Source organism: Micromonospora sp. CB01531, assembly GCF_001905095.1.
Lineage (GTDB): Bacteria > Actinomycetota > Actinomycetes > Mycobacteriales > Micromonosporaceae > Micromonospora.
In genome coordinates this window covers 1-13788 of sequence record NZ_LWLS01000122.1, presented here as the reverse complement: position 1 = coordinate 13788, position 13788 = coordinate 1, and the positions used below count along the sequence as shown (strand labels likewise).

Below are 13788 nucleotides of genomic sequence, written 5' to 3'. Positions count from 1 at the left end.
CGATCCGCCCGCGTACAGATGAGGTGATTCCCCTGACCGTCCCTGCCCGGTCCAGGCCGGCGTACCGCGTGCACGAAGCCGTGCCGAGCCGTCGTTCGCGCGGCCTCATCAGCTGGGTACGCCGGGGCGGACTGTCCACCCTTGTGTTCTTCCTGCCCGTGCTGCTGTCATTCGGGTTGTTCTCGTGGTGGCCGATCCTCCGGTCGCTGCCGCTCAGCGTCCAACGCACCAATTTCCTGACCACCGACTGGGTCGGCCTCGACAACTTCACCCGAGTCCTAGCCGACCCACTGCTGCTGACGGCCACGCTCAACACGCTGTGGTTCGCGCTGCTGGCCCTCGTGTTCGGGTTTCCCGTGCCGGTGATCCTGGCGGTCTTCATCGCGGAGCTGCGCCGCACCCGCGGACTGGCCTCGGCGCTGGTGTACCTGCCCGTGATCTTCCCGCCCGTGGTCGCCGTCCTGTTGTGGAAGGCATTTTTCGACCCGAGCCCGACCGGCGTGCTCAACACCATCCTCGGATGGGCCGGGCTGGGTCCGTTGTCGTGGCTCAACGACGGAGACCTCGCCATGATCTCGATCGTGCTGCAGGCCACCTGGGCGTCGTTCGGAACCGCGACAATCATCTATCTCGCCACGCTGATGGGCGTACAGACCGAGCTGTATGACGCCGCAGAGACAGACGGGGCGATTGCGCTCCGGCGGTTCTGGCACGTCACTCTCCCGCAGATGCGCGGCGTGCTGCTCGTGATGATGCTGCTGCAGCTGATCGGCACCTTCCAGGTCTTCACCGAGCCTTACATCATGACCAATGGCGGCCCCGAGGACCGCACGGTCACGATCCTCATGCTGATCTACCGGTACGCCTTCGTATCCGGGGACTACGGGCGCGCGACCGCACTGAGCCTACTGCTGGCGATCGCCCTGTCCGGGCTGTCCTGGATCTACCTCTGGGCGACCAAGCGCTGGAGCACCTCATGACCGCCGACGCCGAACGCAGCATCCTGTCCCGTCTCGACCGGCGCCGCCCCGGCGTACGGATCGCCCTCGTCGCCGTCCGAGCGCTGGTGTTCGCCGCCCTCGCCGTCTTGTGCGTGGGACCGCTGTTCTGGCTGTTCAAGGCCGCGACATCGACCACGACCGAGACGCTTTCCGACCCTTTCACGCTCTGGCCGAGCGGGATCCACTGGAACACCTTCGCCGAGGTGTGGACAAAGGTCGACTTCGCACGCTACTTCGTCAACACCCTCTGGCTCATGACGGGGTCGCTGTTCTTCGGGCTCCTCGTCGCGACGACCGGCGGCTACGGGCTCGCCGTCCTGAAACCAAGGTACGCGAAGGCCGTATTCGCAGCGCTCCTCGCGACGCTGTTCATACCCGGCGTCATCTCGCTCGTCTCGCTCTACCTGACCGTGATGGACATGCCGCTCGTGCACGTCAACCTGCTCGGCACCCTGTGGGCAGTGTGGCTGCCCGCCTCAGCGAACGCGGTCAACGTGCTGCTCATGCAACGGTTCTTCGCGGCCATCCCAGCCGACCTGTTCGAGGCGGCCCGAATCGACGGAGCGGGTCCCTTCCGGGTCTTCGTCTCGCTCGTGCTGCCGATGTCACGGCCGATCCTGGGCGTGGTGAGCCTGTTGACGCTCGTCGGGGCGTACAAGGAGTTCCTGTGGCCGCTGCTGGTGCTGCCGAATCCGCAGGACCAGCCGATCTCGGTCGCGCTGCCGCGGCTGGAGACTGCCGTCGACTTCGCGCAATTCATGGGTGCCCTGTTCATCTCCGTGATCATCCCGGTGGTGCTCTTCCTCGTGTTCCAGCGGCAGTTCCTGCGAGCGGCCGGCAACTCGGGAGCGCTGAAGGGGTGAGCGTGGACCACCCCGGTCCGGTCCGGCCGACGCGCTCGCTGTGGAACCGGCATCCCAGCCCCGTGATCATCCCAGCGACGACCTTAGCGCGCTGACACTCGCCCCGGCCGCCGCCCTCACCTCCGTCGTGACGCTCACCGTCCGCCACGGATCGAATGCCTGATCTCGGAAGGAACCCCATGCCTCGATTCGACCTCCCCCTCGACGAGCTCCGCGCGTACCGGCCCGAAATCCGCGAACCGGCGGACTTCGACGACTTCTGGACGCGTACGCTCGCAGAGGCGCGCGCCGCAGGCGACAAACCTTCGTTCACGCCGGTCGAGTCGCCCCTGACGGCATGCCACGTCTTCGACGTGCAGTTCTCCGGGTACGCGGGTGACCCGGTCGCGGGATGGCTGCTCGTTCCGGCCGATGCCGAGGCGCCGCTACCCACCATCGTGCAGTACCTGGGTTACGGTGCAGGCCGAGGCCTGCCGCACGAATGGCTGCCCTGGGCCGCCGCCGGATACGCGTTCTTCGTCATGGACACGCGCGGGCAGGGGGCGCAGTGGGGCGTCGGCGGCCACACGCCCGATCCGCACGGCAGCGGACCTGCCGCAAGTGGCGTCATGACCCGCGGCATCGATAGCCCCGAGACCTACTACTACCGCCGGGTGTTCACCGATGCCGTGCGGGCGATCGACGCTGTTCGGGAGCATCCGCTGGTCGACGCCGCACGCGTGTCGATCTGCGGAGGCAGCCAGGGCGGCGGCATCGCGTTGGCCGCCGCCGGGCTCTCCGACGGCCTCGTGGCCGCCCTGCCGGACGTCCCGCTGCTGTGCCACTTCGAGCGGGCGGTCGGCCTCACCGACCGTGATCCGTATCAGGAGATCGTCCGATACCTCGGGGTGCAACGAGGCATGACGGAGCGCGCCTTCACGACTCTGTCGTACTTCGACGGGGTGTGCTTCGCCTCTCGCGCGTCTGCGGCGGCGCTCTTCTCCGTCGGTCTGCTCGACCAGACCTGCCCCCCGTCCACGGTGTTCGCCGCGTACAACGCGTACGCGGGGGAGAAGGCGATCACCGTCCACCACTTCAACGGCCATGAAGGTGGAGCCGCGGGTCAGTGGGCGCTCCAGGCGTCGTTCCTCGCGGATCGGCTAGGCCGGTGAGCACCTCGGTCCGCTACGGCGTCAATTACCTGCCCAGCCGAAACTGGTGGTACGCCTGGGTCGACTGGAACGAGGCTGACATCGGGCGTGACCTCGACGTCATCGCCGGACTCGGCTTCGACCACGTACGTATCCAATGCTTGTGGCCCTTGTTCCAGCCGAATCCGACGTACGTCTCGCCAACGATGCTCACCCGGCTCGTACGCCTGCTCGATCTCGCCGGAACGCGCGGCCTGGCGGTCTGCCCAACCGTGCTCGACGGCTGGCTGAGCGGCTTCGACTTCCGTCCCGCCTGGCTGCGGCGTGCCAATCCCTTCATCGATACCGACGCGGTGGAAGCGGCCGCGCTGTTGGTGGCCGCAGTCGCCACGGCCGTCTCGGCACACCCAGCCCTCTGGTGTCTCGACATCGCGAACGAGCCGAACGTCCCCATGCGACAGTCCGGGCTTGCATCAGGCGCCTGCGATGGCTGGGCGCGCCGCATGGTCACGGCCGCACGCGCCGCGGCGCCGGGCGTACCCGTGACCGTCGGTGTTGACCACGAGCCCTGGATGAGCGGCCACTGCGCGCTCACCGCAGAGACGGTTGTGGACATCTCGGATCTTGTCGCCATCCACGCCTGGCCGTACTTCACCGGGGCCTTGGCGCGGTTTGGTGACCAGGAGCGTGGCGCGTGGGCGATCCCGGACTACCTCGCCCAGGTCGCGTTGGCGATCCTCGGCGGACGGCGGAAGCCGTTGTGGGTGCAGGAGGTCGGCGTGTCCGACCTCTGGCTCGAGCAGGCGACGGTTCCGGACTTCGCCGAACGGATGTTGCGCCGGATCGCCGCGATCCCGGAGGTGACCGCCGTGACGTGGTGGGCGTCGCACGACATCGACCGCCAGCTGCGCGGCTTCGACGAGCTCGAGTACGGGCTCGGCCTCATCGATACCGAGAACACCGTGAAGCCGGTCGGAGCGCGGATCCGCAACGTGATCGCTGAGCTGCGCGCCCACCGCACGCCAGCCGAGCTTGTCACACCTGGCATTCCGCTGCCGCTCGGAACTGTTCCGGACCTGGACTTCGCGTCGGACTGGTTCGCCCAGATGGGAACCAACGCCGGGCCACGGATCGTACGCGAGGACCCCCGATGAGCGCGCCAGCTCGTCGTCGGAAAACCGCCACTGGAGCCCGACACCGGCCGACCGGCCGATGAACTTGAGGTGCGAAAGGGGAACGACTGCGTGAGTACGCAGCTGCAAACGGATGTCCTGGTGGTCGGCGGGGGAGTCGGCGGCGTCGCCGCCGCGCTGGCCGCCGCCAAGCTCGGCCGCAAGGTGATACTCGCCGAGGCCACCGAGTGGCTCGGCGGCCAACTCACCAGCCAGGCGGTGCCACCGGACGAGAACGCCTGGATCGAAACCCAGCTGGCCGCCGTCAGCTACGCCGACTTTCGGCAGCGCATCCGCCGCCACTACCGGGACAACTACCCGCTCACGCCGCGGGCCGCCGCCGATCCGCTGCTCAACCCGGGCCTGGGACACGTCAGTCGGCTGTGCCACGAACCGCGCTCGGCCCTCGCCGTCATCGATCAGCTGCTGGCTCCGTGGCAGTCCGCCGGTCGCCTGACGGTCTTGCTGCGGCACGAAGCGGTCGCCGCCGACATCACCGGGGACCAGATCACCGCGGTCACCCTACGCCGCGCCGACGGCAGCGACATCACCGTCACCGCCGACTACGTCCTCGACGCCACCGAACTCGGTGACCTGCTGCCGCTGGCCGGAGTCGAACACGTCATCGGCGCCGAAGGCCAGGACACCACCGGCGAACCCCACGCGCTGCCGGTCGCCAACCCGCTCAACCAGCAGGCGATCTCGTGGTGCTTCGCCCTGGAACACCGACCCGGCGAGGATCACACCATCGACCGCCCCTCAGGCTACGACTTCTGGCGTACCACGGTCGCCCCGTTTTGGCCCGGCCCGCAGCTGTCCTGGATCGACGTCGAACCGATCACCCTCAGTACACGCAACCGGCCAATCTTCCGCGACGACCCCGGCAGCGGGCCCGCCGACGACCTGTGGCACTACCGGCGCATCCTGGCCGCCGGCCAGTTCACCAGCACCGCCCTCGCCGACATCACCCTGGTCAACTGGCCGCAGATCGACTACTGGAAAACCCCGCTGCTCGGCGTCGACGACGCGACCCGGGCCGCCGCGCTCGACGGCGCCCGCGACCTGTCGCTGTCGTTCCTGCACTGGATGCAGACCGAGGCACCGCACCCGAACGGCGACGGCGCTGGATACCCCGGGCTACGGCTGCGGGGCGACATCACCGGAACCACCGATGGATTGGCCATCGCCCCCTACATCCGCGAATCGCGCCGCATCCAGGCCGAGTTCACGGTCCTCGAGCAGCATGTCGGCGTCGGCGCCCGCCCACCCGGAGCTGGCAGCGAGATCTTCCCCGACAGCGTCGGCATCGGCCACTACCGCATCGACCTGCACCCCAGTACCGCCGGGCGTACATACGTCGACATCGAGTCCTACCCGTTCCAGATCCCGCTCGGTGCCCTCATCCCGATCCGGGTCGACAACCTGCTCGCCGCCGGCAAGAACCTCGGCAGTACCCATATCACCAACGGCTGCTACCGCCTGCACCCGGTCGAGTGGAGTATCGGGGAGGCCGCCGGCGCCATGGCGGCGTACTGCCTTGACCGGGGCGTGCCACCCCGCAAGGTCCGCATCGACCACACCCACCTGGCCGACTACCAGCGCTTGCTCACCGACACCCTCGGTGTCACCCTCGCCTGGCCGGACGAGATCCGCAAACACCGAGCACCGTGAATCCACGCGGGCAGAAGAGTATTCCGATCACGCCCTTTTGAGGCCTTGATGGACTGCGGGGCGGCGTCGGACGGTCCAGGGCTTGCCGAGGGGCTGGTGTCGGTCGACCGTGGTAGCGAAAGGCGATGGCGGATGGCTTCACAGCTCGGCGACGGCTTCGGCGGTGGTGGGCGGTGTGCCAACGGCTTCGATGGGGATACGAGTGGCGGGCTGGGTTGTCAGGTGTGCGGCGCTGATGCGGTCGAGGCGGAGCCAGCGGATCGCTTGACGAGTGTGACAGTGCCCGACGAGGTACCAGTGTCCTTGGGTGCGGGCCAGGAGCACGGGATCGAGTTGCCGGGTGGTGGACGTGCCATGCCGGTCGCGGTAGTCCACGACGAGGACGCGCTGTGCTTTGAGTGCTTGCTCGATCGCGTGCCGTGTCCGCGCATCGCCGGGTGTGTCGGGGTGGTCGATCCAGACACGACCGTTCAACGCGGTGGCGTTTTCTCGTGCGCGGGTGTCCATCACGCCGAGCACCTTGACGAGGGCGGCGCGGGCGTGGCTGTCGAAGGGCTGTCCGCGGTGGGCGGCCACGGCGGCGGCGAGGCCGGAGACCTCGGCGTCGGTGAAGTTCACCGGCGGGAGGGTCGCAGCGGCGTCAACGACGTAGCCACCACCGGGTCCGGGTCGAGCCCAGACCGGGAAGCCGCCGTGTTGCAGAGCCGAAATGTCTCGCTTGATCGTGCGGACGCTGACCTCGAAGACCTCGGCGAGTCGTTCCGCCGAGCGCCCCGCGGGCCCCGCGCGCCGCAGTTCCTCACGCAGGGCGTAGAGACGGTCGGTGCGGTTCATCCACTAAATAGTGACATACCGGTGACATCGCTGGGGGTGACGCTGGTGTCATGAGCACCTCACGCGATCCGATCGTGTTCCTCAGCGGCGCCGGGCTTCCCGCCTGGATCTGGGATGACGTCCGCCGCGACCTCGGCGAAGGGCAGCAGACCTTGGTCGCTCCCCGACCGCAGGGCGCCCGAGCCCGGTTGCGCGACTACGCCCAAGCGGTCATCGACTCCACGCCGCCGGGTGGGTACGCGATCGTCGCGCACTCGGCTGGTGGCGTGATCGGCGCCGAAGTCGCCCGGATCGTGCCCGAACGCGTCAGCGCGTTCCTGGCGATCAGTGCCGTGATCCCGCAGCCGGGGGGATCGTTCGTCTCGGCGATGCCGGTGCCGAACCGGTGGGTGCTCAGTGCCGCGATGCGACTCGCCGGGACCCGGCCCCCGGACTCGGCGATCAAACGTGGCCTCGCCCATGGTCTGGACGAGGCGGTCGCCGACCGCATCATCGCCGACTTCACCCCCGAGTCACCCGCCCTCTACCGAGACCGGACCGCTCACCGATCGTGGAGCGGGTGGCGCGGTTACCTGCGCACCACCGACGACCGTGAGCTGCCGATGACGCTGCAACAACGCTGCGCCCAGCGACTCGGCGCAGCTTGGCAGAACGACCTGAATACAGGGCACCTACCGATGCTCGAAGACCACCAAGCCGTCGCGGCTGCAATCACGCGATTCCTCGATGCACGTCCGTGACAACACGATCGACTGACGGGCAGGATGCCTCGGTAACAAGAGACCCCGCAATTAGCCTCGGCGCGATCGACGCCGTGCCTCGCCGGTGGGTGCAGACCGGCGAAGCGCGGCCCAGGAAAGCCGGCTCGTCAAGCACATGCCGGGCGGGGCCGCGAGGCGCGTTCGGAAACCGGCGCGCCGACCAGCCGCGAAACTCAGATCGTGCGTCGCAGCGCGGTCTCCACGGCATCGATCAGCGGATCACCTTCGGTCCGTGGGTGCCGTGCGAGACCGAGCTCGACGTCCGGCAGGGTGGGCAGGGCGTCTGCGTCGTGGCAGGCCATGACCGGTTCGAGGTTCGCGGGCATGAGCGCCGCGACGCCGAGCCCGGCCCGTACCGCGGCGAGCACACCGAGCAGGCTGTTGCTCTCGAACGCCACCCGCCAGCGCCGATCGGCACGTTCGAGCGTTTCCAGCACTGACGTACGCCAGAAGCACGGGTTCGAGAACAGCACCACCGGCAGCGGATCGGCAGCCACGTCCATGCCCTGGCCGATCGCCCAGACCAGCGGGCGGCGTACCGTCCAGCGCGGCGGCCCGGGAAGGTACGGCACCTCGTCGAGCACGAGTTGGACCCGGCCCGCGTCGTAGGCCTCCCGCATCGCGGCGTTGGAAAATGTGAGCACCTCCAGCGTCGCGCCGGGGTGCAGCCGGGCGAGGTCGGCGAGGGCCTGTGGAAGCTGGGACGCGGCGAGGTCTTCGAGCAACCCGACGCCGCAGCGGCCGGTAAGCGCGCGCCCGGTTTCGGTGAGTGCCTGTGCGGAGAGCGAGAGAATGCGTTCGGCGTACGGCAGCAGTTCCTCACCTGCCCGGGTCGGCGAGACGCCAGACGGCGACCGGTGAAGCAGCGGACGGCCGACGACGCTCTCGAGCTTGCGCAGCTGCTGGCTGAGCGCGGGCTGGGTATGTCCGAGCGCGGTCGCGGCGCGGGTGATGCTGCCCGTCCGCACGGCGGTGACGAACGACCGCAGCAATGCCGTCTCAAGATCCCTTGCCATAAGCGTTCATTATGCCAGGTCCAAGAAGTTAACCACTTCCTATGAGCTGGCGGGTGACCTAGCGTCCCGCAGGTGAGCAGATACCGACAGGTACTCGCCGTGCCAGGGATGGCACCGCTGCTGGGCGTCTCGCTGCTCGCCCGTGCCGCGATCACGGCTGACGTGATGGCGCTGACGATGTATGTCGTGCTGGGCCTGGACATGAGCTACACGGCAGCGGGTGGTGTCGCGGCGGCGCTGACCGCCGGGGTGGCGCTGGGCGGGCCGCTGCTTGGCCGCATGATCGACTGGCGGGGCCCGCGCACCGTGCTGCTGGTAACTGTCGTACTGCAGGTCGTGTTCTGGCTGAGCGTGCCGATCCTGCCGTACGGGATCCTCCTGGGCGCCGCCTTCGCCGCGGGTCTGCTGATGGTGCCGGCCCAGCCGGTGACCAGGCAGGCGATCGCCGCGATGACGACGCCGGGACAGCGCCGGGCCGCGTTCGCGCTGGAATCGGTGCAGGGCGAACTGTCGTACATCGTGGGCCCGGCGGTAGTGATCCTCTGTGCGGCGAAGACGTCCCCCACTGTGGTCGCGTGGGGGGTCGGTGCCGCGATCGCGGCTGGCGGAGCCGGGATCGCCTTGCTCAACCCGCCGCTGCGCGCCGAGGACGAGGCGGATGCCGGCGCGGCTGGACGGCCCCCGCGCCGGGAGTGGCTGGGCACCGGAATGATCGCCGTACTGATGATGGCGTTCGGCACCACGACGCTGCTCAGCGGCGTCGACCTCGCCATCGTCGCCACGCTCCAAGAAGCAGGTCAGGTGTCCTGGGCCGCCGTGGTCGTAGCCGTGTTCGGCGTGGCCTCCGTCGCCGGCGGGCTGATCTATGGCGCACTGCCCCGACCGCTGCCCACGTGGCTGCTGCTCGGCTTGCTCGGGCTCGTGACAATTCCCGCCGGGCTTGCCCACGACTGGCCCTGGTTGTGCGTGGCCATGGTCGGCGCCGGGCTTCTCACCGCACCGACCCTTTCCACCGTGACCGACGCGGTGAGCCGGTTGGCGCCGGCCAGCGTGCGGGGTGAGGCGACAGGTCTGCAATCCTCGGCGCAGAGCGCGGGTTTCGAGCTCGGATCCCCGATCGTCGGGCTGGCGATCGACGTCTCCGTGCCAGCGGGCGGCTTCGCGGCAGCCGGACTGGCCGGCCTCGCCGCTGCGCTGACTGGACACCTGCTGTCCCGCCGCTCGCCCGCCCGAACGCGGATGATCCTGTACCCGGTCAGCCGGTAACGCCGGCGGGGAACTGGTCGCGGGCACGGCCGGCGGCGCGCAGCTCTCGCAGGTCGCCGATGAGAGCCGGTCCAGTGCAGGTACGACGAGGATGTCGCCGGGGTGCATAAAGTCCAGGCCGGCGGCGAGCGGCGACCGGCCGCTTCCGTGGTCTTCGCGGAGATTCGGGATCCGCGCCGTAGGCGAGGAGCACGACGTCGACATGCCCCACGCCTAGACAAGGTGGTTGCGGCGCTGGTTCGTACTGCCGGACGCTCGGGCGGCCGAGACCGCACCTGATCCATACCACCGCCTGGCCTTGCAGCGTTCCCAATATCTGTTCGGCCGATGTGCGTGCCGATCCGGCACAACTGCTCAGGCGCGCATGACGGTGGCGATGGGAATGCGGGCGGCGCGGATGGCGGGGATGAGGCCGCCGAGTAGTCCGGCGATCAGGCCGGCGATGACGCCTGCGGCCCCTGCCTGCCAGGGGAACACGAGATCCCGTAGGAGCTGCTCCCGATCGCCGAACAGCGTACTGATCGCGGTGAGTGCGAGCGCGGACAGTCCGATGGCGGCGGCTGCGGTGAGTAGGCCGGTCAACAGTGTCTCCGCGAGGACGATGCCGGCCAGCAGCGACCGTGAGGTGCCGACCGCTCGCCGCAGCGCGAATTCCTCGACCCGCTCTCCGACGGTCGCGAGTCCGACGTTGAGGATTCCGGCGACGCCGATGAGGAGGACCAGGCCGGCCATGCCGAGGAAGATCCAGCGGATGAGTGCCAGCTCCTTGGCGATGTCCTTGCGCGCCTGGATCGTCTCGAAGTGGATCTGCTCGGCGGGTATCCCGCTGGCGGTGAGGCGGATCCGTAGGAGCTGCTCCACGTCGGCTGCGGTGGGCGCGAGCATCACTTGCAGCCCGGGGCCGTAGTCGCCGCCGTTGCTCGCGCGGGGCACCCAGTTTTGCAGCTCATCGGCTCGGGTGTAGGCGGTCGGCTGCGGATTGCCGTCGTCGATGACGCCGATGATGCGTGGCGTCGGGTTGGCGGTGGCCCCTTCCACGCGCATCTCGGCTGGTACCTGATGACGCGTGAAGCCCTTGGCCGCCTCGAGGTTGATGACGATCCGCGGGGACAGCGACGGGTCGGAGGAGAAGTCCAGCCACTGGCCGGACATCGGCCGGAAGGGCCGGAACTGGCGGATGTCGCCGGTCAGCGCATTGAGGCTCAGCTCGATCGCCTTGCCGGGCACGGGAACGGCAGGGGCGTCGCCGGCCGCCTTCATCGGCTGGCAGTACCCGCGGGGGTCGCAGTACATGTCGCCGCCACCGGGACCCACGTACTGTCCGCCGCCCGGCTGGTCGATCGGGCCTCCACCGGGGTTGACCGGGCTGACACCCGGCTCTCCGATGATCGCCTGGGTGGTGGAGACCGCGACCGCGTCCTTTCGCCCTTTCAGGGTGTCCTGGCTGATCTGGATGGTGTCGGCGTTACCCGGCAGGTAGGTCTGCCGGGTGCCGTCCTTGCCCATGTGCAGCTCCAGATCAGCCAGCCGAGCGTTCTTGGCGGTCTCGGCGCCGACCTGGACGACCACGACGGCCATCACCCCCAGGAACAGGCTCACCATCGACAGGAGGGTGCGGGTCTTGCGGGCCCGGATGCCCTGACCACCGATGATCAGAGCCGAACGGAACCGCCCAGAGAGCCGGATCACGCGGCGACCCCGCTGCCCTCAGCATCGGCCCGCACCGTTCCGACCGCCGCCATGCGCCGTGCTGGCCCGCTCACTGAAGCACCCTCCTCGTGTCGCTAGCCGGATGAAGCTTTCCGTCGCTGAGGCGCAGCACGCGTTGCATCTTGTTGGCGTGGTCCCAGTCATGGGTGACCAGGATCAGGCCACAGCCCCGGTCGGTCGCCGAGCGCAGCACCTCGATCACCAGGTTGCCCGTCTCCGTGTCCAGCGCACCGGTCGGCTCGTCGGCCAGCAGCAAACGCGGCTCCCGCACCAGCGCCCGGGCGATCGCCACCCGCTGTTGCTCGCCGCCGGACAGGCGGGCCGGCCGGTGCTTGGCGAGATGGGCGATGCCAACCCGGTCGAGGGCCGCCATGGTCCGGGCCCTGCGTTTGCGGCGCGACAGCCAGCCCTGGCCGTTGACCAGGGCCATCGCCACGTTCTGCGCGGCGGTCAGGTGCTTGAGCAGGAAGAACCGCTGGAACACGAAGCCGAACTCGGCGCTGCGCAGAGCTGCCGCCTTCCGCTCCGGCAGCCGGGTGATGTCCCGCCCATCCAGCAGATACCGCCCACCGTCGGGCCGGTCGAAGAGGCCGATCAGGCTGAGCAGCGTGCTCTTGCCGGATCCCGACCGTCCGAGGATGGCCACGCTCTCACCACCATCGACGGTCAAGTCGGTGCCGTCGAGAATGACGCGCGGCGCCTTCTGGCCCTTCAACGTCTTCGTGATCCCGTGGAGCTCCAGCAACGCCGTCACTTTCCACCCATCGGAGCGGACGGGTCACCCTCTACGCCTGGTTTGGCGGGTGGGAGGTTCGGGCCAGGGACCGCGACCGTCTCCTCGCCGGTGAGACCGGACTTGATCTGCACGACCTTGCCGTCGCTGAGCCCGAGCACGACATCCCTGGTCTCCCGGCTACCGTCCGGCTTGACCACGTCCACCTTGCCCAGGCCCTGCCCGCCGGCGACCGCTTCGACCGGGAGCACCAGCGCCTTGGTGGCCCTCGCGGTCACCACCTCGAGCGTGGCGCTGGCACCGTTGATCAGCTTCACGTTGGCGGGCGCGGTACACATCAGGCGCATCCCGGTCGGCTCCGACGGCTCGGTCCGATCCTGCTGGCTTGGCGACGCCTGGACGACTGGCGGGGCGGACGGCTGGCCGGACGGCGCGGCGGACGGCGGTGCCGCCGGCGGGTCCGGGATGGTGCCGGCGGGCAGCGCGGCGATGGTGCCGAGCACCTTGCACGGGAACGGCCCGGGACCGTTCTTGATCTGGGCCTGGACCGTCGCGAGAGAATCCGAGATCTGGTAAGCCTGGGCGCCGTCGATGTCGGCGACGAGCCCGTAGCCGACCTTCTTTGCCGAAACGATGGGCATCCCGGCGGTCACTTTGGAGCCGTCGTCCACCAGCCTGCCGGCGAACACCGCACCCGCCGGGACTTCGATGCGGTGCGCCTTGCCGGACGCCCAGACGCTCGCCACCCTCGTCGGCTTGGTCGGCGTGCTCTGCGGCGTCCTGACATCGCGATACCGCACCTGCCCGGCGGCTGGGGCCACGATCCCGAATACCGGGTTGATGGTCACCTTCCCGGACAGGCTCACTTTATTGGCAAGGTCTTGGCGGGTGGGCTGCACCGTGGTCATTGTCGTGCCCCGGGGCGCGAGACCAGGCGTCTCCGCCTGCGCGCTCGGCTCGCTGCAGCCCGCCACCGCGGCCACAAACATCGCAAGGACGCAGAGTGACAACAGCCTTCGCACCGGTACCCCTAACTCGATCACTTCGGGCGAACATCTGACAAGACGCCTGGGCTCGGCGACCGGTTGCCCACAGAGTGGGGCGACCTCGGCGACGGTCGACCCCGGCGAAGATTACCGCCGCCCTTCCTGGTCCGCTGCCCGCCACGCGCAGAGCCTGATACCTGCAGATCAGCAAGAGATCTCGCGGAGCCGACTACTTCGGATTCGGAACGCGGGGCGAAGCGGTGCTCAGGCGGTGACGCGATGGGCTTAGAGCTCCTAACTCTTTGAGCGTTGGAGTCGGCGCCCCGCGTTGAAACCAAGTCGTCGAGGTCGCGGCCGCGCCGCAGCCGGGTCCACCCTGCCTGGCCCGGCCGAGCGCGACCCGCAGCTCGTCGACTGCCCGTTCCCACACCCGAACACGACTACTGCAGGTGGTTGCGGTCCCACCGTAGCGTGAGGACAGACTCCCATCCTCGGAAGGGGTAGGCCGGACATGCAGGAGACGGTCCTCAGCGTCGCTGGTCTAGCGCTGGTCGCGGTGTCATTGTGCTTCTCTGCCTTACAGACTCGGGAGGTGGCGAAACAGAGCCGCATCAACAACGGTATCGGCTCGGCCGCCGCCCTAAT

At 68.9% G+C, this 13788-nt stretch carries 12 protein-coding genes; 7 read left to right on the top strand and 5 right to left on the bottom strand.

What is annotated here, in order from left to right; genetic code table 11:
* Window positions 1-68 precede the first annotated feature (68 nt).
* From A6A27_RS37150 to A6A27_RS37130, 5 genes are all read left to right on the top strand, one after another.
* Window positions 69-980: a carbohydrate ABC transporter permease gene (locus A6A27_RS37150; protein ID WP_073839359.1), complete on the top strand. Its 912-nt coding sequence runs from the start codon at window positions 69-71 to the stop codon at window positions 978-980.
* Entirely contained in the window at window positions 977-1864 is an 888-nt protein-coding gene (locus tag A6A27_RS37145; protein WP_073839342.1) for a carbohydrate ABC transporter permease, read from the top strand. The genes A6A27_RS37150 and A6A27_RS37145 overlap by 4 nt, the downstream gene beginning before the upstream one ends.
* Before the next feature lie 179 nt (window positions 1865-2043).
* Complete coding sequence (locus A6A27_RS37140) at window positions 2044-3015, top strand: acetylxylan esterase (protein WP_073839341.1); 972 nt, start codon at window positions 2044-2046, stop codon at window positions 3013-3015.
* Window positions 2970-4148, top strand: coding sequence for a cellulase family glycosylhydrolase (locus tag A6A27_RS37135; RefSeq protein ID WP_143194377.1), 1179 nt, complete (start codon window positions 2970-2972; stop codon window positions 4146-4148). Before A6A27_RS37140 ends, A6A27_RS37135 begins: the two co-directional genes overlap by 46 nt.
* Window positions 4149-4238: 90 nt before the next feature.
* On the top strand, window positions 4239-5837 hold the full coding sequence (locus A6A27_RS37130) for an FAD-dependent oxidoreductase (RefSeq protein WP_073839339.1): 1599 nt from the start codon (window positions 4239-4241) through the stop codon (window positions 5835-5837).
* Between the two features lie 138 nt (window positions 5838-5975).
* Here A6A27_RS37130 and A6A27_RS37125 read toward each other — a convergent pair whose 3' ends face one another.
* Window positions 5976-6671, bottom strand: coding sequence for a helix-turn-helix transcriptional regulator (locus A6A27_RS37125; protein ID WP_073839338.1), 696 nt, complete (start codon window positions 6669-6671; stop codon window positions 5976-5978).
* Between the two features lie 50 nt (window positions 6672-6721).
* Between A6A27_RS37125 and A6A27_RS37120 the strand changes: the two genes are divergently transcribed.
* Window positions 6722-7411 carry an alpha/beta fold hydrolase gene (locus A6A27_RS37120; protein ID WP_073839337.1) on the top strand — a complete coding sequence of 230 codons (690 nt, stop codon included), beginning with the start codon at window positions 6722-6724 and terminating at the stop codon, window positions 7409-7411.
* A 194-nt stretch (window positions 7412-7605) separates the two neighbouring features.
* Here the strand turns inward: A6A27_RS37120 and A6A27_RS37115 are convergent, their stop codons facing one another.
* Complete coding sequence (locus A6A27_RS37115; RefSeq protein ID WP_073839336.1) at window positions 7606-8448, bottom strand: LysR family transcriptional regulator; 843 nt, start codon at window positions 8446-8448, stop codon at window positions 7606-7608.
* Window positions 8449-8520: 72 nt separating this feature from the next.
* Between A6A27_RS37115 and A6A27_RS37110 the strand changes: the two genes are divergently transcribed.
* Window positions 8521-9714 (top strand): MFS transporter, encoded by a 1194-nt coding sequence (locus A6A27_RS37110; RefSeq protein WP_083673172.1) that lies wholly within the window; start codon window positions 8521-8523, stop codon window positions 9712-9714.
* Between the two features lie 354 nt (window positions 9715-10068).
* On the opposite strand, the gene A6A27_RS37105 is transcribed toward A6A27_RS37110, so the two are convergent.
* The 3 genes from A6A27_RS37105 to A6A27_RS37095 form a co-directional block, all read right to left on the bottom strand.
* Window positions 10069-11403, bottom strand: a complete 1335-nt coding sequence (locus tag A6A27_RS37105) for an ABC transporter permease (RefSeq protein WP_073839334.1) — start codon at window positions 11401-11403, stop codon at window positions 10069-10071.
* A gap of 70 nt (window positions 11404-11473) precedes the next feature.
* A complete protein-coding gene (locus A6A27_RS37100; RefSeq protein ID WP_073839333.1) occupies window positions 11474-12178 on the bottom strand; it encodes an ABC transporter ATP-binding protein in 705 nt (234 codons plus the stop codon).
* Window positions 12175-13065 (bottom strand): efflux RND transporter periplasmic adaptor subunit, encoded by an 891-nt coding sequence (locus A6A27_RS37095; RefSeq protein WP_241825634.1) that lies wholly within the window; start codon window positions 13063-13065, stop codon window positions 12175-12177. The genes A6A27_RS37100 and A6A27_RS37095 overlap by 4 nt, the downstream gene beginning before the upstream one ends.
* Window positions 13066-13788 lie beyond the last annotated feature (723 nt).